The following is an 18,479-nucleotide window of genomic DNA, read 5'->3' on the forward strand; positions in this document are numbered from 1 at the left end:
AAATTAACGTTCCGTTCAACCAAAGCGGGCATTCTGGTCATATGTCCGCTGAACTCGTTCGCCCCACCCCCGACGGGCTTCCTCTACCCCAGGAGCGCTTCCTCAACCGAGAGGAGAGCTGGCTCCAGTTCAACCAGCGAGTTCTGGAGCTGGCGGAGGACTCGTCCCTGCCCCTGCTGGAACGGGTACGGTTCCTGGCGATCTTCGCCAGCAACCTCGACGAGTTCTTCCGCGTCCGGGTGGCCGGGCTGAAACGGCGGATGGCCACCGGCCTGCTGCTCCGTACGAAGAGCGGGCTGAAGCCCCGCGAGGAGCTGGCCAGGATCGCGGCGATCGCCAACGACCTCGCGCAGCGGCAGTCGGCCTGCTTCTACGAGCGGATCTGCCCGCAGCTGGGGGCCGAGGGCATCGAGATCGTGCGCTGGGAGGACCTGGGCCGCGACGAGCGCGGCGAGATGCGCAAGCTCTTCAGGGAGCGGATCAGGCCGGTGCTGACGCCGCTCGCCGTCGACCCCGCCCACCCCTTTCCGTACATCTCGGGCCTGTCCCTGAACCTGGCCGTCACCGTCCGCAACCCCTCGACGGGCAACACGGTCTTCGCCAGGGTCAAGGTGCCCAGCCAGCTCCCCCGCTTCGTCACGGCGTCGGTCAACCGCTTCGTCCCGCTGGAGGACGTGATCGCCGCCCACCTCGGGCAGCTGTTCAAGGGCATGGAGGTCGTCGAGCACCACGTCTTCCGGGTGACCCGCAACGAGGACCTCGACGTCGACGAGGACGTCACCGAGAACCTCATGCAGGCGCTGGAGCGCGAGCTGCTCAAGCGCCGCTTCGGCCCCCCGGTCCGGCTGGAGGTCGAGGACACCATCACGCCCGAGGTGCTCGACCTGCTGGTGGACGAGCTGGGGGTGGCCGAGCACGAGATCTACCGGCTGCCGGGGCCGCTGGACCTGACCGGGCTGCACGCGATCGCCGACCTGGACCGGGGCGAGCTGAGCTTCCGCCCGTTCGTGCCCGCGGAGGTCGTGCACGTCGAGGACGACATCTTCGCGGTGCTGCGCGAGCGGGACGTGCTGCTGCACCACCCGTACGACTCGTTCTCCACGAGCGTGCAGCGGTTCATCGAGCAGGCCGCGGCCGACCCCGCCGTCCTCGCCATCAAGCAGACGCTCTACCGCACCAGCGGCGACTCGCCCATCGTGGACGCGCTGATCGACGCCGCCGAGGCGGGCAAGCAGGTCGTCGTGGTGGTGGAGATCAAGGCCAGGTTCGACGAGCACGCCAACATCACCTGGGCGCGCAAGCTGGAACGCGCCGGGTGCCACGTGGTCTACGGCGTCGTCGGGCTGAAGACCCACTGCAAGCTCGCCCTGGTCGTGCGCCAGGAGTCCTCCGGCGAGCTGCGCAGCTACTGCCACATCGGCACCGGGAACTACAACCCCAAGACCGCCAGGCTGTACGAGGACCTCGGCCTGCTCACCGCCGACCGGCTGGTCGGCGAGGACGTCACGGACCTGTTCATCCACCTGACCGGCTACTCCAACCACTCGGCCTACCGGCGGCTGCTGGTCGCCCCGCACTCCCTGCGCGGCGGGCTGCTGGCCAGGATCGAGCGGGAGATCTCCCACCAGGAGGCCGGACGCCCCGCCAGGATCAGGATGAAGACGAACTCCCTGGTCGACGAGCCCATCATCGACGCCCTCTACCGGGCGTCCCGGGCCGGCGTACCGGTGGACCTGTGGGTGCGGGGGGTCTGCACGCTCCGTCCCGGCATCCCCGAGATGTCGGAGAACATCAGGGTGCGGAGCGTGCTGGGCCGGTTCCTCGAACACTCGCGGATCTACGAGTTCGGCCACGGCCGGCGCCCGGAGATCTGGATCGGCAGCGGCGACATGATGCGCCGCAACATCGAACGCCGGGTGGAGGCGCTGGTCAAGGTCTCCAGCCAGCAGCAGCGCAACTACCTCAGCGAGCTGCTGGACCGGGCCATGTCGGACGACACCGCGACCTGGTGGCTCAACTCCGACGGGACCTGGACCCGCCACCCCGGCGACGACCTGCAGACCCACCTAATCGGCACCCGCCGGTGGAGAGCGATCGATGACTGAGCGCGACACCGGCCGGGACGACACGATCCACGCGGCCGGGGTGGTCGTCTGGCGCGGCTCCCCCGCCGCGCCCGAGGTCGCCCTCGTCCACCGGCCCAAGTACGACGACTGGTCGTTCCCCAAGGGGAAGCTGAAACGCGGCGAGCACCCCGTCGCGGGCGCGCTGCGCGAGCTGGCCGAGGAGACGGGGATCACCGCGGAGTTCGGCCGGTCGCTGCCGCCGAGCCACTACCTGAAGGGCGGCCGTCCCAAGCGCGTCGACTACTGGCTGGCCAGGATGATCGCCGAGGGCCGCCGTACCGACACGCACGAGGTCGACGACGTGGTCTGGCTGCCGGTGGACGAGGCCGCGCGGCGCCTGAGCTACGAGTGGGACGCCGGGCTGCTCCACGCGCTCGGCGAGGCGACACCGGCGACCACCCCGCTCGTCCTGGTACGGCACGGCCTGGCGGGCAACCGGCAGGACTGGAAGGGCGACGACGACGACCGGCCGCTCGACAGGCACGGGCGCGAGCAGTCCGAGGCGCTGGCGGGCGTGCTGGGCGCCTTCCGCCTCACGGAGCTGGTCAGCTCCCCCAGCAGGCGGTGCGTGCAGACCCTGGAGCCGTACGCCGAACGGGCCGGTCTGCCGATCCGGCTCGAACCCGTCCTGTCGGAGAACGGCTACGACGCCCAGGCCACCCTGCGCCTGGCCACGGAGGCGATGGCCGTGAACCGGCCCGTGGCGCTCTGCAGCCACGGCAAGGTCCTGCCCGAGCTGATCACCGGGCTCGACGAGCGGGCGGGCGGCACCCGGCCGGCCAAGGGCGCGTTCCTGGTACTGCACCACGCGGGCGGCGACATCGTGGCCGTGGACGGCTACGACGTCTGACCTTCGCGGGGTCCACGGTTCCCGCCCTCTCCTCGGGCTGTCCGGTCTGTCTGGGTTCTCGGGGTTCTCGGGGTTCTCCGGGCTCTCCGGGTTCTCCGGGTTCTCCGGGTTCTCCGGGTTCTCCGGGTTCTCCGGGCTCTCCGGGCTCTCCGGGCTCTCCGGGCTCTCCGGGCCAGGATCACGAACCGCCCGGCCCCCCGGGCCGGGCGACTAGCCGGGCCCTGCCGGAGGAACGGAGAAGCCGGGGGAGTTCGTCCGCGTCCTCGCTGTCAGAGGAGTTTCGCGACGGCGGTCGTGGTCTCCGCCCAGACCCGGGGGAACTCCTCCCACGCGCGCGCGGCCCCGGCCCGTTCCACGCCGGTCAGCACGCCGTAGGTGAACGTGTCCTCCCCGGCCAGGCGGGCGTTCGCGGCCTCGGCCGCGAGCCGCTCCTGCGCGACCACGCCGTCCATGTGGGTGCCCAGCACCTCCTGCACGTCCTCCGCCCGCTTGGCCAGTTTCCTCATGCCGAGCACCTCGGCGGTGTAGCGGGCCCGCTTGGCCGCCTTGCGCACGTCGTGCATGGCGATCTCGCGCTCGGACTCGTTCTCGATGGCCTGGGCGGTGTCGTAGGCCCTGGTGACCCGGCGCCAGCTCTTGGCGGCGACGACGTCCAGGGTGTCGGCGGGCTTCTTGGCGGCCTTGGTGAGCACCGGGGTGCCGGTCAGGTCGTCGAGGGCGTCGAGCAGGGCGAAGTAGCGCTCCCCGCCGAGGGTGTCCCTGATCCGGTCGAGTGCTTCGTGCTCGTCGTCCAGCAGGTCGGAGCTGAGGCGCGCCCTGACCGGGCCCACGATCAGCCCGTCGTCCAGGCTGTCGAGCCTGCGCGCGAACCGCTCGCGGACGACCTCCAGGTCACGGGCCTCGCCGAGGACCGCGCCGAGCCACTTGAGCTCCTCCTGGAGGTTCTCGGTCCCCTCGACGACCGTCCTGAACGACTTCAGCGCGCTGCGGAGCCTCCGGGCGGCGACGCGCATCTGGTGGACGGCGTCCTCCTCCGCCTTCCTGACCCGGGGGTCCTGCGCGAGCAGCGCGCCGGCCTGGGCGGTGAGGTAGCCGACGACGACCTCGCCCGCCGACCCCGGAGCGGTCTCGGCGCGTGGATGCTCCGAGACCGCTCCGGCGCCGCCGAGCAGGCGCGCGAGCTTGCTGGCCGAGTCGGCGGGGACGGCCCCGGCCTTGCCCAGCCGCCTGCCGACCTTCCTCAGCAGCTTCTCGTCGCCCTGGAGCAGCTCCGCCTCGACCTCGCGCCAGCGCTCGACGTGGGGCTCGTCGCCGAACACGGTGCCCTTGACCCGGTCGTCGGCGATCTCGACCAGCCCGACCCCGGCTCCGTTGACCAGGGTGGTGACGGCGCGGCGGGTGTCCAGCTCGGCGATGGGCGCGAGCGGGGCGCCCCGGGTGTACGCGAGCACCAGGTCCGCCAGCTCGGCGGGGACGATCTTGGCGCTCCGGGTCAGCGGGTGGGTGATCTCCTGCCGGACGCCCCTGGCCTTGGGAAGTTTGAGGTGCCAGCCCGGATCGGTGCCGCCCCTGCGCCTCCGCAGGGTGATCCCCCGCGCGGCGAGCCTCAGATCGGGCGTGTCGAAGTAGAGGGCGACCAGCTGGTGGGTCTTCGGGCCCACGACCTCCGCCGAGCCGGGAAGGCCCGTGAGATCCGGCACCTGGTACTCCACCGGCACGTCGAACTTGTCCTCAATCTCTATTCCCACAGGTCATCCCCAGATTTGCCCAGATATCTACCATGTCTTCGCAGTATTTATTGATGCCCTGTTATCCGTCCAGGAACCCCGGCCGATCGCCTCCGAGGCCGCGGGGACGGCGGCGCCGCCGGTCACCCGTCCGGCTGAGCGGCAGGTCACGAGGGTGTCCGGGCCCGATCAACCGGATACGCGGGCGATGTGGGCGTCTCCCGGCGCGATCGGGTCACGGAGGTGATGGGAACCTCACGGCGCGATCGGGTCACGGAGCGGGGGTGACGTTCTCCGGGTGCCGCAGGCGTACGGGGGTGAAGAGGGCGGTCACCGCGATCAGCAGGCAGCAGACGCCCGCGAGGACGAAGACCGGGGTGGCGCCGTAGCGGGCCGCGCCCCAGGTGAGGGCGGCGGCGCCGACGGGGCCCATGGAGAAGTGGATGGTCCAGAACGCCGAGGTGACCCGCCCGAGCAGGTGGTCGGGGGTCACCTGCTGGCGCAGGGACATGGAGCAGATCCCCGCGACGCTCACGCAGCCGAGATAGAGGGCCACGATGACGGCCATCCCCCAGACGGAACCCACGAACCCGGCGCCGACGATCGCGAGCCCGGCCACGGCCTGCGCGCCGATCCACGCGGGGCCGAACCCCACCCGCGCGCGCAGCCGCGCGACCAGGAGGGAGCCGATCACCGTGCCGACCGCGGCGATGCCGAGGACCACCCCGACGGCGGAGTCCGGCTGACCCAGGTCGTACTTGAGCCGGTAGATCACGAGGTCGGTCAGCCCGAGCGTCAGGAAGACGAAGAACGACAGCAGGACGGTGAGGACGCGCAGCACCGGGTGGCGCCACAGGAACACCGCCCCGGCCAGGATCTCGCGCCACGGCCGCTCCCGTACGGCGGGCGCCGCGGTTCCGCCGGTGTCGCGGGGGACGCGGATCAGGCAGACCCCGATCGCGGACACCGCGAAGCTCACGGCGTTGATGCCGATCGCGGCGGTCAGGCCGAACCTTCCGGCCACCACCCCGGCCAGCATCGGGCCGAGGATCCCCGCCGCGGCGGCGGTCGCGTAGAGCTTGCCGTTGGCGTCGGTGACGCGTCCGTCGCCGACGAGGTTGCGCACCGCGGTCACGTAGGTGACCTGGAAGACCATGCCGACGGCCTCGGCCAGCGGCAGCACCGCGTAGAGCAGCCAGATGCGCGGCCCTGTCGTCCAGGCCAGCGGGATCAGCGCGTACAGGACGAGCCTGACGAGGTCGCAGACGATGAGCAGCGTGCGCCGGTCGAACCGGTCGGCGAGGATCCCGGCGAACACTCCGGCGACGACCGAGGCCGCGCCCGAGACACCGGTCAGCAGGCCCATCTGCGCGACGGATCCCGTCGCGTTCAGGATGAGGAGGGGGACGGCGATGAGCGCGAACGAGTCACCGGCCACGGAAAGGGTCTGCGCGCCCCAGAAGACGCCGAAGGAACGATCGCGCCACAGCGGGCGCGGCACTCCCGGGTCGGGCCTCGCTGCTTCTCTCACCGGCCCCCTGACGCTCGTCCAATGGATCGCCGGGCCGCCGCGATCGGGCGCGCGGCTCCGCCCGACACCTCATGAGTGGCTCGCGTACCGTTCGGATCACACCGAATCACACCGAATCACACCGCTCGCCACCGGATCAAGACACTTTTCGGCAGCGCTGAGCGAACACTTCCAACCGCGACGGCCCCTCGCCCGAGCCCCCCGACGCCACCCGTACCACCGCGCGGCTCGTGGGTTCGCGCGATGGCCGGTGCCGGGGAGAGGCTCGGCCACGCCGGCGGGCGTGACCCACGTCCGGCGAGGATCTGGCTAGTATTGCGCCTCCCCGGACCGTCGCCTGGGCGCGGACTGACACTTTCCGCACCGTTCGTCCGTCCTAACGGGGCGAGCGGGTCGCGGAGACACTCGGGAGGCGGGTCATTGGGCGAGGCGAGAGCCGGGGACGACGCACTCGTCGCCGCTGCCCTGGCGGGCGACGAACCGGCGTTCGGCGAGCTCGTCGGGCGCCACCGGCGGGAACTCCAGGTGCACTGCTACCGGATGCTCGGCTCGTTCGAGGAGTCGGAGGACCTGGTGCAGGAGACGTTCCTGCGGGCGTGGCGCGGGCGCGGGACCTTCCAGGGCCGCTCCACCTACCGCGCGTGGCTCTACCGGATCGCGACCAACGCGTGTCTCGACTTCCTCGACCGGCACCCGCGCCACCCGCGACCGCGTGAGCCCGGACAGGTGCAGGATCCGTACGCGGTGTCGCCGCCGGCCGAGATCCGGTGGTTGCAGCCGTATCCGGACCGGCTGCTGGAGCCGGTGGCGTCCGGCGACACGGAGCCGGACGCCACCGTGGTGGGCAGGGAGACCATCGAGCTGGCGTTCCTCGCCGCCCTCCAGCACCTGCCCCCGGGGCAGCGGGCGGCGCTGATCCTGCGGGACGTGCTCGGCTGGCCCGCCAAGGAGACCGCCGAGCTGCTGGAGACGAGTGTCGACTCGGTCAAGAGCGCCCTGAAGCGGGCGCGATCGACCCTGAGGAGGCACCTTCCGGAACGTCGGCTGGAATGGTCGCCGTCGGCGGCGCCGACCGCGCGGGAGCGGGAGTTGCTGCGGCGCTTCATGGACGCCCACGAGCAGGCCGACACGGCCGCTCTCGCGGAGCTGCTGAGTGAGGACGTGCGGATGACGATGCCTCCGCGTCCGTTCTGGTTCTCCGGTCGTGAGGCGTTCGAGGCCTTCGCCGCGCACGCCTTCGGGCCGGATTCGCCGCTGTACCGGGCGGAGTGGCGGAACGTGCCCACCCGGGCGAACCGGCAGCCCGCGGTGGCGGGGTACGTCCGGCTGCCGGGGGACTCCGCGTACCGGCCCCAGGTGCTCAACGTGCTGCGGATCGAGGGCGGGAGGATCGTCGAGATCACCGTCTTCGAGCCGCGCCTGTTTCCCGCGTTCGGGCTGCCGTCGACGTTGCCCTGACCGCGTCCTGACCGCCGGCCGATCCCGCGTCCGGCCGCCACCGGTGCGGTGACCCCTTTTCCGGCGCCTCACCGTCTCAACACGTACGACCTCGACAGGCGTGGTCGAGAGAGACGATGAGGAGCGAGCCTGATGGTGATCGACGGTCACGAGGACGTGATGGCGCTGCCGCAGGGCGATGTCCGCCTGCTGGGCAGCGAGGTGGCGCGGCGCCTGCTCGCCTCCAAGGAGCTGGCGCGGCTGGCGTACGTGGCGGCGGACGGCACCCCGCGCGTGTTCCCGATGCTGTTCCACTGGACGGGCGCCGAGGTCGTCATGTCCACGTTCGCCGGAGCGCGCAAGATCGCCGCCCTGCGGGCGAGGCCCGGCGTCGCCCTCACCATCGACGCCGCGTCCACGCCGCCCGAGGTGCTCCTCGTCCGCGGCCGGGCGTCGGTCACCGACGTCGACGGGATCGTGCCGGAGTACGCGCTCGCCCAGCACCGTTACGCCGGGGCCGAGCAGGGCGCCGCCAACGTGGCGGCGGTGGATCATCCCGGTACGAGGATGGCCCGCATCGCCGTCCGTCCGGCCTGGGTCGGGGTCCTCGACTTCACGACCCGGTTGCCCGGAGGCGTCGGCGTGGCGGACTTCGAGCGCCGGGGCCGGTCGTGACGGCCGGTCCGGACACCCGCCCACCTCGGAGGGAACACCGGCCATGACCACCTACGTACTGATCCCCGGCGCCGCGTCCGACTCGTGGTACTGGCATCTCCTGGCCGCCGAGCTCCGGGCGCGCGGCCATGACGTGGTCACGCCCGACCTGCCCTGCGACGACGACTCGGCCGGGCTCTCCGAGTACGCCGACGTGGTGGTCGACGCCATCGGTGGCCGTGGCGACCTCGTCGTGGTCGCCCAGTCCTTCGGCGGGTTCACCGCGCCGCTGGTGTGCGAGCGGGTGCCGGTCGGTCTCCTGGTGCTGCTGACGGCGATGGTCCCGTCACCGGGCGAACCGCCCGGCGCCTGGTGGGCCAACACCGGCTGGGAGGCGGCGAGGCGTGAGCAGGACGAACGCGACGGCCGGGCGCCGGACGACGACATCGCCCTGTTCCTCCACGATGTCCCGCCCGAGCTGGCGGCGGAGGCGCTGAGGAGAGGTCCCGGGCAGTCCGCCACCCCGTTCGCCGAACCGTGGCCGCTCGACGCCTGGCCGTCCGTGCCGACGAGATTCCTGCTGTGCCGCGACGACCGCTTCTTTCCCGCCGGGTTCATGCGCCGCGTCGTCGGGGAACGGCTGGGAACCGTCCCCGACGAGATCGGCGGAGGCCACAGCGTCGCCCTCAGCCGCCCCGGGGAGCTCGCCGACCGGCTGGAGGCGTACCGGGCGGCCATGGACGGTCACACCGTGACGTGAGTCCCCTTTTCGCCGGGGCCCCGGGTCATCTCCGGGCGACCGCGAAGACCCTGCGGAAGGGGAAGACCGTACCGTGCGGCCCGCGCGGGTAGGCCTCGCGGAGCAGCGCGGCGCAGTCGGCGAGGAAGGCGGCGGCCTCGGCCGGGTCCAGGCGGTCGAGCACGGGACGCAGGGCGGTGCCGGTGATCCAGGCGAGCACGGCGTCGTCACCGGGCAGGACGTGCAGGTAGGTGGTCTCCCACGCGTCCACCCGGCAGCCCAGGCCGGTGAGCAGGCCGAGGTACCCGGCCGGGTCGTCGACCGGGGAGGGACGGACGAGATCGCCGAGCCGGTCGCGCCACGTCGTCCGGCACAGCTCGCGGACCAGGGCGTGGCTGGGGGCGTCGAAGTTGCCGGGGACCTGGAAGGCGAGCCAGCCGCCGGGGGCGAGGGCCTCCACCCAGCGCGGCAGCAGCTCACGGTGCCCGGGCACCCACTGCAGGACGGCGTTGGACACGATCACGTCGACCGGGTGCTCGGGGCGCCACCGCGTGACGTCGTCGACGGAGAAGCTCAGCGAGCCGCCCGCGGGGGCCTTCTCGATCATGGCGGGCGAGGAGTCGAACCCGTGGACGCGGGCGCCGGGCCACCGCGCGGCGAGTTCCGCGGTGAGCTCACCGGTGCCGCAGCCCGCGTCGACCACGTGGCCGGGGCGCTCCGCGGCTATCCTGGAAACAAGATCGAAGAATGGCCGCGAGCGCTCGTCGGCGTAGCGGCCGTAGACCAGGGGATCCCACATATCTCTTGACATCAAGACAATTGATATCCGGCAAGATATCTCGATGTCAAGACAGATAGACTCGCGCCATGACACTGCACCACGCGGACCACGGCCCCGGGCGTCCGTCCGTCGCGAAGGACGCGACCGTCGCGGCCGACGCGTCCGACCGGGACCCCGGCAGTGACCTCGGCGGGAACCCCGGCAGAGACCTCGGCAGGGACCCTGACAGGGATCTCGGCAGCGACCTCGGCGGGAACCCCGGCAGGGACCCTGACAAGAGCCTCGGCAGAGACCTCGGCAGGGATCCCGGCAAGGACGAGGTCGACCTGCTGGTCGCCGCCTGGCGTCAGGAACGCCCCGATCTCGACGTGGAGCCGCTCCAGGTGCTCAGCCGGGTCTCCCGGCTGGCCCGCCACCTCGACCGCGCCCGCCGGGCCTCCTTCGCCGAGCACGGCCTGGAGACCTGGGAGTTCGACGTGCTCACCGCCCTGCGCCGGGCCGGGGAGCCGTACGAGATGAGCCCGGGGGCCCTGCTCCGCGCGACGCTGGTGACCTCGGGGACGATGACCAACAGGATCGACCGGCTGGCCGCGGCCGGGCTGGTGAGGCGGCGTCCCGACCCCGAGGACCGGCGCGGTGTCCTGGTCTCCCTGACCGACGCCGGACGGACGCGCGTGGACGGCGCCTTCGCCGACCTGCTGCGCCGCGAGCGCGATCTCCTGTCGGGCCTGGGAAAACGCGAACAGCAGGCCCTTTCGGACCTGCTGCGCACGCTACTCGTCCCTTTTGACGCCACCGACACCGGAGTGCGCTGACCCCTCGTACCCTCCGAGGCCCTTCGTACCCTCCGAGGAAGATCCAAACGTGGACCTTCCTCGATTTCAGGATGAATCCGGCCTATTCCCCCAGGCGGTCGGCGAGTTCCAGCCACTCGCCCTCGATCGACTCCTTCTCCGCGAGGATCTCCTTCAGCTGCGCGTCGAGCGAGGCCAGCCGCTCGTAGTCGGCGGCCGCGTCGGCCATCGACGCGTGCAGCTTCGCCTCGCGGCCACTCAGCTTGTCGAGCTGGCGCTCCATCCGGGAGAGCTCCTTGCGGAGGTCGCGCTCGTCCTTCGCGGACAGCCCGGGGGCCGTCTCCTTCGCGCCGGTGGACGAGGTCGCCGAGGCCGTGCCGGACACCGCGCCGGACGCCGCCCGCGCGGACAGGGCCGCCCCCGAGGCGCGCCGGGCGAGGTATTCGTCGACCCCGCCGGGGAGCATCGACAGCTTGCGGTCGCCGAGCAGCGCGACGGTCCTGTCTGTGACCCGCTCCAGGAAGTAGCGGTCGTGACTGACCAGGATCAGCGTGCCCGGCCAGCCGTCGAGCAGGTCCTCCAGCTCGTTGAGCGTCTCGATGTCGAGATCGTTGGTCGGCTCGTCGAGCAGCAGCACGTTGGGGTCGTCCATGAGGAGGCGGAGCAGCTGCAGGCGGCGCCGCTCGCCGCCGGACAGGTCGCCGACGACCTTCCACTGCGCGTCGCCCTTGAAGCCGAGACGCTCCAGCAGCTGGGAGGCCGTCCACTCCTTCTTGCCGACCTGGATGAACTTGCGGATCTCCTCGACGGTCTCCAGCACCCGGCGCTCCGGGTCGAGCTCGCCCAGCTCCTGCGACAGGTGCGCGAGGCGGACCGTCTTGCCGCGTACGAGCCTGCCCGAGTCGGGGTGGACCGTACCGGCGAGCAGGCGGAGCAGCGAGGACTTGCCCGACCCGTTCACGCCGATCAGGCCGACCCGGTCACCGGGGCCGAACTGCCAGGTCGAGCGGTCGAGGACCATCGGGCCCTGGCCGGGCCCCCCGGCGTGCAGGGTGACGTCCTCCAGGTCGTAGACCGTGCGGCCCAGCCGGGCGGCGGCGAACTTGACCAGCTCGACGCTCTCCCTCGCGGGCGGCTCGTCGGCGATCAGCGCCTGGGCGGCGTCGATGCGGAACTTGGGCTTGGACGTGCGCGCGGGCGGGCCCCGGCGGAGCCAGGCGATCTCCTTGCGCATCAGGTTCTGGCGGCGGGCCTCGGTGGAGGCCGCGACCCGGGCGCGCTCGGCCTTGGCCAGCACGTACGCGGCGTATCCGCCCTCGTAGCGCTCGACCGCGCCGTCCACGACCTCCCACGTCCTGGTGGAGACCGCGTCCAGGAACCACCGGTCGTGGGTCACGACCACCAGCGCGGTCCTGCGGCCCGCCAGGTGCCTGGCGAGCCAGTCGATGGCCTCGATGTCGAGGTGGTTGGTGGGCTCGTCCAGGATGATCAGATCGTGCTCGTCGATGAGCAGCTTGGCCAGGGCCGTACGGCGCCGCTCACCGCCCGACAGGCTCCCGGCGAGCGCCGTCAGGTCGATGTCGCCGAGCAGGCTGGCGAGGATCTCGCGGATGCCCGCGTCACCCGCCCACTCGTGCTCGGACCTGTCACCGAGGACGATGTCGCGCACCGCCCGCGCCGGATCGAGATCGTCGCCCTGCGACAGCGAGCCCACCTGGAGCCCCCGGTTGTGGGTGACCCGTCCGCTGTTGGGCTTGAGATCACCGGCCAGCACCGAGATGAGGGTGGTCTTGCCGCCGCCGTTGCGGCCGACCACGCCGATGCGGTCGCCCACCTCGATGCCGAGGGAGACGTCGCGGAGCAGGGGCTTGGGACCGTAGGAGTGGGAGACCGACTCAAGATTGACCAGATTCATCGCCACACAAGCGTATCCGCTCCCGGCCGGCGCGCCCCCCACCCGGAAACGCCCCGGCCCGCGCGACCCACCCGGAAACGACCGCCGCCGCGCGCCCGCCGGGAAAGTCCCCGCCGGGAAAAGCTTCCATCGGGAAACGGCCCGGGCACGCGGACCGCCAAGAGCGGGAGCGGGAGCGGCTACACGATTACTGGGCCGGGGACGGGGCCGTGCGCGGTGATGACGTCGCGGGCCACCCCGGCGTCCTTCAGGGAGGCGGCCAGCTCGCCCGCGTGGGCCTCGGAGCGGGCGAGGAAGGCGCAGGTGGGCCCGGAGCCGGAGACCAGCGAGCCGAGGGCGCCGTGCTCGCGGCCGGCGTCCAGGGTGCGGGCCAGGGAGCCGCGCAGCATCACGGCGGCGGGCTGCAGGTCGTTGCACAGCTCGGTGCCGAGGGTCTCCGCGTTCCCCTCGCGGAGCGCGGCCAGCAGCGGCTCGGCGGCCTGGGGCCAGGCCACCCGCTCGCCGGTCGCCTGGCGGAGGCGGTCGCACTCGGCGTAGACGGTGGCCGTGGACAGGCCGCCGTCGGCGAGCGCGAACACCCAGTGGAAGGTGCCCGCGATGTCCAGCGGGGTGAGCCGCTCGCCCCTGCCGGTGCCGACGGCCGTGCCGCCGAGCAGCGCGAACGGGACGTCGCTGCCGAGGTCGGCGGCGATCTCCATCAGGTCCTCCAGCGGCAGGCCGAGGCCCCACAGCTCGTTGCAGGCGACCAGGGCCGCGGCGGCGTCGGCGCTGCCGCCCGCCATGCCGCCCGCCACCGGGATCGACTTGCGGATGAGCAGGTTCACGCCGTACGAGCGGCCCGCGTGCCCGGCCAGCGCGAGGGCGGCCTTGATCGCGAGGTTGTCGCGGTCGCCGGGCACCTGGTCGGCGGACTCGCCCTCCACCCGGACGCTCATCCCGGTCTCCGCGGTGGCCGTGACCTCGTCGAAGATCGAGACGGCGTGGAAGACGTTGACGAGATCGTGGTAGCCGTCGTCCCGCAGCGGCCCGACGGCGAGCTGCAGGTTCACCTTCGCGGGCACGCGGACGGTCACGGAGTTCATGCGTCCCCCATCGGGGCTCGCTCACTGGTCACGACGTCAGATCGTAACGGGATCCCTCCACCGCGCACACAAACCGACCCGCGTATCACGCCACACCGCTTTCCGCCGCGCTCTCCGTCGTACGGTGTTCGGCGATCCGCGCGAAGTCCTCGACGGTGAGCTGCTCGCCGCGCTCGGAGGGGTCGATCCCCGCGGCCCGCAGCGCCCGCTCGGCCGCGGGTGCCGTGCCCGCCCAGGAGGCGAGGGCGGCGCGGAGGGTCTTGCGGCGCTGGGCGAAGGCGGCGTCCACCACCGCGAAGACCTCCTCGCGGGTGGCGACGGTCGTGGGCGGTTCGCGCCGGACCATCGCGACCAGCCCGGAGTCGACGTTGGGCGCCGGCCAGAAGACCGTACGGCCGACGGGACCGGCGCGGCGGACGTCGGCGTACCAGGCGGCCTTGACCGAGGGGATGCCGTACACCTTGGAGCCGGGGGCGGCGGCCAGCCGGTCGGCGACCTCGGCCTGCACCATGATCAGGATCTTGCCCAGCGACGGCTGCGTCTCCAGCAGGTGCAGCACCACCGGCACGGACACGTTGTACGGGAGGTTGGCGACCAGCGCGGTCGGCCTCTCCTGCGGCAGGTCCGCGGGCAGCACGCGCATGGCGTCGGCGAGCACCACGGTGAGACGGTCGGCGAACTCGGGGGCGTGCTCGGCGACGGTCAGCGGGAGCTGGGCGGCGAGGACGGGGTCGATCTCCACCGCGATCACGCCGCGGACCTCGGGAAGCAGCGCGAGCGTGAGCGACCCCAGCCCCGGACCGACCTCGATGACGACGTCACCGGGCTCAAGCCCGGCCACCCGCACGATCTTGCGGACCGTGCCCGCGTCGATCACGAAGTTCTGGCCGAGCTTTTTCGTGGGACGAATGTTGAGCTTGTTCGCCAAAATACGTATTTCTGCCGGACCAAGAAGGCTCATGCTGGTTCTCCGCACGGCGGCTGAAACCCGGCGTCCGCCGGTCCGCCGTGGTCTTCGACTCGTTTGTCTCGATCACCCAAGGTTGCTCTCCCATGCCATCCGACCAGTTTCCCGCACCGAAGACGATGCAAAGACGCTCGATGAAGCGCGAGGGGTTCCGTTGTGGATAACGTTGCCGTACGGGGGCCCAACGGTGAGAAAGGGAATCTTCCCGGTGAAGAGGACGTGAACCAGCCCGGTGTCGAGGGGCTGCGACCCGCCGACCCCGAGCAGATCGGGAGCTACCGCCTGCTCGGACGTCTCGGCGAGGGCGGGATGGGAACCGTATACCTGGCGCTGGCGCCGACGGGGAGGCCGGTCGCGCTCAAGGTGGTGAAGGCGGAGTTCGCGGTCGAGGAGGGCTTCGCGGCGAGGTTCCACACGGAGGTCGAGAACGCCCGGCGGGTGGCCTCGTTCTGCACCGCGCAGGTGCTGGACAACGGCAACGACGACAACGGGCGGCCGTACATGGTCACCGAGTACATCGCGGGCACGCCGCTGTCCCGCCAGATCACCGAGCACGGCGCCCTGGAGCAGGGCACCCTGCACGGCGTGGCCCTGGGGGTGGCGGCGGCGCTGGCCGCGATCCACGTCGCCGGGCTGGTGCACCGGGACCTCAAGCCCGCCAACGTGATCCTGTCCATGTCCGGGCCCCGTGTGATCGACTTCGGTATCGCCAGGGCCCTCGACTCCACGCACAGCTTCACCCGCTCGGGCGAGGTGCTCGGCAGCCCCGGCTGGTGGGCCCCCGAGCAGGTACGCGGCCTGGAGATCACCCCGGCCGCCGACGTCTTCGCCTGGGGCTGCATGGTCGCGTACGCGGGCAACGGCCGCCACCCCTACGGGCGGGGCGACATGATGACCATGGCCACCCGGCTGCTCACCACCCCGCCCGACCTGGGCGCGCTGCCCGCCCCGCTGAACGACCTGGTCCGCCGCGCGACCGAGATGGACCCCTACCAGCGGCCCAGCGCCCAGGACCTGCTGATCGCCCTGGTCGGCGGCGGGATCGCGGCCCCGGCCCCGGCCGTTCCGGCTCCCGTCCGGGCCGACCCGCCCACGCTGATCGCCACCGACCTGCTGAACGAGTCGTGGGAGCCGCCCGCCAACGTCGAGCCCGACTCCACCCAGACCCTCAGCGCGCTGAACCTGGAGGCGGGGTTCACCGACCCTGCCACGGCGCCGACGCCCATCCCCGGATCGGTTCCCGGCTGGGATCCGGCCGCCTCTCCCTCCGTACCGGCCCCGTCCACCCCCGGGGCGGCCTTCGCGTCCGCGCCCCCGGAGACCACGACGCCCTCCGCGGTCTCCACGACCTCCACGGCCTCACCGTCCGGTCCGTCCACGACACCTCCGGCCTCCAGGTCCCGTACGGCACCGGCCTCCCCGACCCTGCCCTCCTCGTCGCCGGGACCGTCCGGGTCGCCGGGGTCGCAGGGACCGCAGGGTTCCCCGACGGCACCGGAGTGGACCCCGCCGCCGAATCCGCTCCCGTACCCGATGCGGGCCGAGCCCACGACCTCACCGTCGCGCCCGTTCACGAACCCGTTCCACGCCCCGCCGTCCGGCCGGGCGGCGGGCGCCGCACCGGTCCTGGACCCGGGCCGGGGACCGGAGCAGGGGCAGGGCCGGCAGGGCCAGGTGCAGAACCAGGTACAGGGCCAGGCGCCGGGTCAGGTGCCCACGCTGCCTCCGACCGGCTTCCAGGTCCCGCCGGGACCGAACACGCCGGACACACCGGACGCGAAGGGCTCGGCACCCCGGCGGCGCTGGCTGTTCGCCGGGCTGGCCGTGCTCGCGGCACTCGTCGTCACGGTCGTCGTCCTGATGAACATCCCCGGCGGAAACGCGAACGACCAGGCGCGGACGGCCACCCCCGGCGTCACCGGGCAGACCGGCGACCTCGCCGGTACCGGCGCGGGCGACGTGGGCCGCAAGATCACGACCGGTTCCTTCCTCGGGGACCCCCAGCTGATCGTCCCGCGCACCCCGGCCTGCGGGCTCACCTCCTACGGGAACGCCACCCCGGCGAAGGGCCGGTTCTGCACGGTCTCGTTGACGCTGATCAACACCGGCGGGGAGCAGGTCCAGCTCGGCGACACCGCCGCGATCACCCTGACCGACGACCGCGGCTCGGCGCACACCCCGGAGCGGGTGTCGACGGCCCTGCCCACCGCCCTCCCCCCGGGTACGAAGGTGGAGGCAGTCCTGGTCTTCGACCTGCCCCCGGCCCGCAAGCCCGTCAAGCTGACCGGCGTGCTGATCAAGGAAGGCAGGAACATCGAGGTGAGGCTGTCATGAGGCTGCTGCTCGCCGTCGCCGCGACCGCCACGATCGCGCTCACCTCCACCGGGGCCGCCGAAGCGCTCACCGCGCCCGCCAGGCCCCTCACGGCCCTGACCGGCACCACGGCCGGCGCTTCGGCCGCCTCGGCCGCCGACTGCACCGGGGCGGGTGCGAGCGACTTCGACGGCGACGGCCTGGAGGACACCGCGGTCGGCGACCCCTTCGCCAACCCCGGCGGGCTGACCGGCGCGGGAGCCGTCCACGTGCTGTTCGGGCGGGGGGAGAGCGGGAAGGCCGTGACCCTCCCCGAGGCGAAGGCGGGCGACGCCTTCGGGTGGTCGGTGCGGCTGGCCAAGGTCGACGGCGACGGCTGCGCGGACCTGCTCGTCGGTGCCCCGTACGCCGACGTGGCGGGCCTCGCGGACGCGGGCGCGGTCTACGTGGTGTACGGCGGCCCCGGGAACAGGACGGCCCGCCTGGTCGCCCCGGAGCCGGAGGCCGACGCCCACTTCGGCTGGTCCCTGACCTCCGGCGGGACGCTGGTGGCGGTCGGGGCGCCGCACGAGAACGCCGACGGTACGGCCGACTCCGGCGCCGTCTACCTCTTCGGCACCCCGACGCCCGGCACGGGGCGGCGGATCTCCCAGGAGACCGAGGGCGTGTCGGGCAACGGCGAGGTGGGCGACATGTTCGGCTGGTCGCTGGCGATCGGCGGGCTCGGTGGCAGCGCGGACGAGCCGGATCTCGCGGTCGGGGTGCCGTACGAGAACGACGACGGCGCGGGCCGCCAGGTCGACGCGGGCAAGTCCGACTCGGGGTCGATCGCGGTGATCTACGACGTGCGCGAGCCCAAGGACGAGTACGAGAGCAGGAAGTGGGACCTTCGTGAGGTGGCCAGGTCCGAGGAGGGTGACCGGTTCGGCTACGCGATGGCCTACACCGAGCAGGGCGACATCGGCTACCTCGCGGTGAGCGCCCCGCTCGGCGACGGCGGCGAGGTGAAGGACTCCGGCCTCGTACAGCTGTTCCAGTCCTCCGGCGACCGGGAGATCAGCCCTCTCACCACCCTCCACCAGGGCGCGGAGGGGGCCGAGGGCGAGGGCTACGGGTTCTCGCTGGCCTTCACCGGCGAGAACGCGGGAGAGGTCAGGCTCGCCGTGGGCGTGCCCTTCGACGGCACCGGCGGGCAGGGCGGCGTGCGGCTGATCACGATAGGCGAGCAGGCGACGAGCACGCTGATCGCCCAGAGCGAGGCGGGTGACCACTTCGGCTGGTCGGTAGGGTTCAGCGGCAACCGGCTGGTCGTCGGGGCGCCCGACAGGGGAGGCGCGGGAGCGGTCGTCCTGCTGGGCCGCAACGACTCCCAGGGCATCCTTCTCTCACCGGGCACCGGGAAGATCCCCGCCCTCGAAGGCGCCGCCTCCGCCGACTTCGGCGCCGCCGTGGGCTGACCCTCCCGGCTTCGGGTCCCGTCCTGGGCCGGGCTTTCCGGCCCGGGTCCCGTCGCGGGGCGAGATCGCACGGGTTCGGGACTCGCCGGGGACCGGGGGCGCGTGG

Annotated in this window: 14 protein-coding genes; 8 read left to right on the plus strand and 6 right to left on the minus strand. The window is 72.4% G+C overall.

Annotation, left to right across the window (positions count from 1 at the left end; all coding sequences use genetic code 11):
• The first annotated feature begins 41 nt into the window (after window positions 1-41).
• Both ACSC1Q_RS28410 and ACSC1Q_RS28415 read left to right on the plus strand, forming a co-directional pair.
• Window positions 42-2,105, plus strand: coding sequence for an RNA degradosome polyphosphate kinase (locus ACSC1Q_RS28410; RefSeq protein ID WP_436761739.1), 2,064 nt, complete (start codon window positions 42-44; stop codon window positions 2,103-2,105).
• Window positions 2,098-2,976 carry an NUDIX hydrolase gene (locus tag ACSC1Q_RS28415; RefSeq protein WP_436761740.1) on the plus strand — a complete coding sequence of 293 codons (879 nt, stop codon included), beginning with the start codon at window positions 2,098-2,100 and terminating at the stop codon, window positions 2,974-2,976. The genes ACSC1Q_RS28410 and ACSC1Q_RS28415 overlap by 8 nt, the downstream gene beginning before the upstream one ends.
• Window positions 2,977-3,245: 269 nt before the next feature.
• On the opposite strand, the gene ACSC1Q_RS28420 is transcribed toward ACSC1Q_RS28415, so the two are convergent.
• Window positions 3,246-4,724, minus strand: a complete 1,479-nt coding sequence (locus ACSC1Q_RS28420; protein ID WP_436761741.1) for a CYTH and CHAD domain-containing protein — start codon at window positions 4,722-4,724, stop codon at window positions 3,246-3,248.
• Window positions 4,725-4,974: 250 nt separating this feature from the next.
• Window positions 4,975-6,234 carry an MFS transporter gene (locus ACSC1Q_RS28425; RefSeq protein WP_436761742.1) on the minus strand — a complete coding sequence of 420 codons (1,260 nt, stop codon included), beginning with the start codon at window positions 6,232-6,234 and terminating at the stop codon, window positions 4,975-4,977.
• 420 nt (window positions 6,235-6,654) lie between these two features.
• Between ACSC1Q_RS28425 and ACSC1Q_RS28430 the strand changes: the two genes are divergently transcribed.
• The 3 genes from ACSC1Q_RS28430 (at window position 6,655) to ACSC1Q_RS28440 (ending at window position 9,085) form a co-directional block, all read left to right on the plus strand.
• Window positions 6,655-7,692: a sigma-70 family RNA polymerase sigma factor gene (locus ACSC1Q_RS28430; RefSeq protein ID WP_436761743.1), complete on the plus strand. Its 1,038-nt coding sequence runs from the start codon at window positions 6,655-6,657 to the stop codon at window positions 7,690-7,692.
• 132 nt (window positions 7,693-7,824) lie between these two features.
• Window positions 7,825-8,346 (plus strand): pyridoxamine 5'-phosphate oxidase family protein, encoded by a 522-nt coding sequence (locus ACSC1Q_RS28435; protein ID WP_436761744.1) that lies wholly within the window; start codon window positions 7,825-7,827, stop codon window positions 8,344-8,346.
• A gap of 43 nt (window positions 8,347-8,389) precedes the next feature.
• Window positions 8,390-9,085, plus strand: coding sequence for an alpha/beta hydrolase (locus ACSC1Q_RS28440; RefSeq protein WP_436761745.1), 696 nt, complete (start codon window positions 8,390-8,392; stop codon window positions 9,083-9,085).
• Between the two features lie 25 nt (window positions 9,086-9,110).
• Here the strand turns inward: ACSC1Q_RS28440 and ACSC1Q_RS28445 are convergent, their stop codons facing one another.
• Window positions 9,111-9,875: a trans-aconitate 2-methyltransferase gene (locus ACSC1Q_RS28445; RefSeq protein WP_436761746.1), complete on the minus strand. Its 765-nt coding sequence runs from the start codon at window positions 9,873-9,875 to the stop codon at window positions 9,111-9,113.
• Window positions 9,876-10,171: 296 nt separating this feature from the next.
• Here ACSC1Q_RS28445 and ACSC1Q_RS28450 point away from each other — a divergent pair, with 296 nt between their 5' ends.
• Window positions 10,172-10,660 (plus strand): MarR family winged helix-turn-helix transcriptional regulator, encoded by a 489-nt coding sequence (locus ACSC1Q_RS28450; RefSeq protein WP_350970014.1) that lies wholly within the window; start codon window positions 10,172-10,174, stop codon window positions 10,658-10,660.
• 82 nt (window positions 10,661-10,742) lie between these two features.
• Here the strand turns inward: ACSC1Q_RS28450 and ACSC1Q_RS28455 are convergent, their stop codons facing one another.
• The 3 genes from ACSC1Q_RS28455 to rsmA form a co-directional block, all read right to left on the minus strand.
• Complete coding sequence (locus ACSC1Q_RS28455) at window positions 10,743-12,554, minus strand: ABC-F family ATP-binding cassette domain-containing protein (protein ID WP_436761747.1); 1,812 nt, start codon at window positions 12,552-12,554, stop codon at window positions 10,743-10,745.
• 179 nt (window positions 12,555-12,733) lie between these two features.
• The gene (locus ACSC1Q_RS28460) at window positions 12,734-13,636 is read right to left on the minus strand and encodes a 4-(cytidine 5'-diphospho)-2-C-methyl-D-erythritol kinase (RefSeq protein WP_436761748.1); all 903 of its coding nucleotides are present in this window, start codon (window positions 13,634-13,636) and stop codon (window positions 12,734-12,736) included.
• Window positions 13,637-13,721: 85 nt separating this feature from the next.
• Complete coding sequence (rsmA, locus tag ACSC1Q_RS28465) at window positions 13,722-14,597, minus strand: 16S rRNA (adenine(1518)-N(6)/adenine(1519)-N(6))-dimethyltransferase RsmA (protein WP_436761749.1); 876 nt, start codon at window positions 14,595-14,597, stop codon at window positions 13,722-13,724.
• A 225-nt stretch (window positions 14,598-14,822) separates the two neighbouring features.
• Between rsmA and ACSC1Q_RS28470 the strand changes: the two genes are divergently transcribed.
• Window positions 14,823-16,937 (plus strand): serine/threonine-protein kinase, encoded by a 2,115-nt coding sequence (locus ACSC1Q_RS28470; RefSeq protein ID WP_436761750.1) that lies wholly within the window; start codon window positions 14,823-14,825, stop codon window positions 16,935-16,937.
• Window positions 16,934-18,373, plus strand: coding sequence for a hypothetical protein (locus tag ACSC1Q_RS28475; protein WP_436761751.1), 1,440 nt, complete (start codon window positions 16,934-16,936; stop codon window positions 18,371-18,373). Before ACSC1Q_RS28470 ends, ACSC1Q_RS28475 begins: the two co-directional genes overlap by 4 nt.
• Window positions 18,374-18,479 lie beyond the last annotated feature (106 nt).

Origin of the sequence: Streptosporangium heterodermiicola (assembly GCF_051390675.1) — a bacterium.
Lineage (GTDB): Bacteria > Actinomycetota > Actinomycetes > Streptosporangiales > Streptosporangiaceae > Streptosporangium.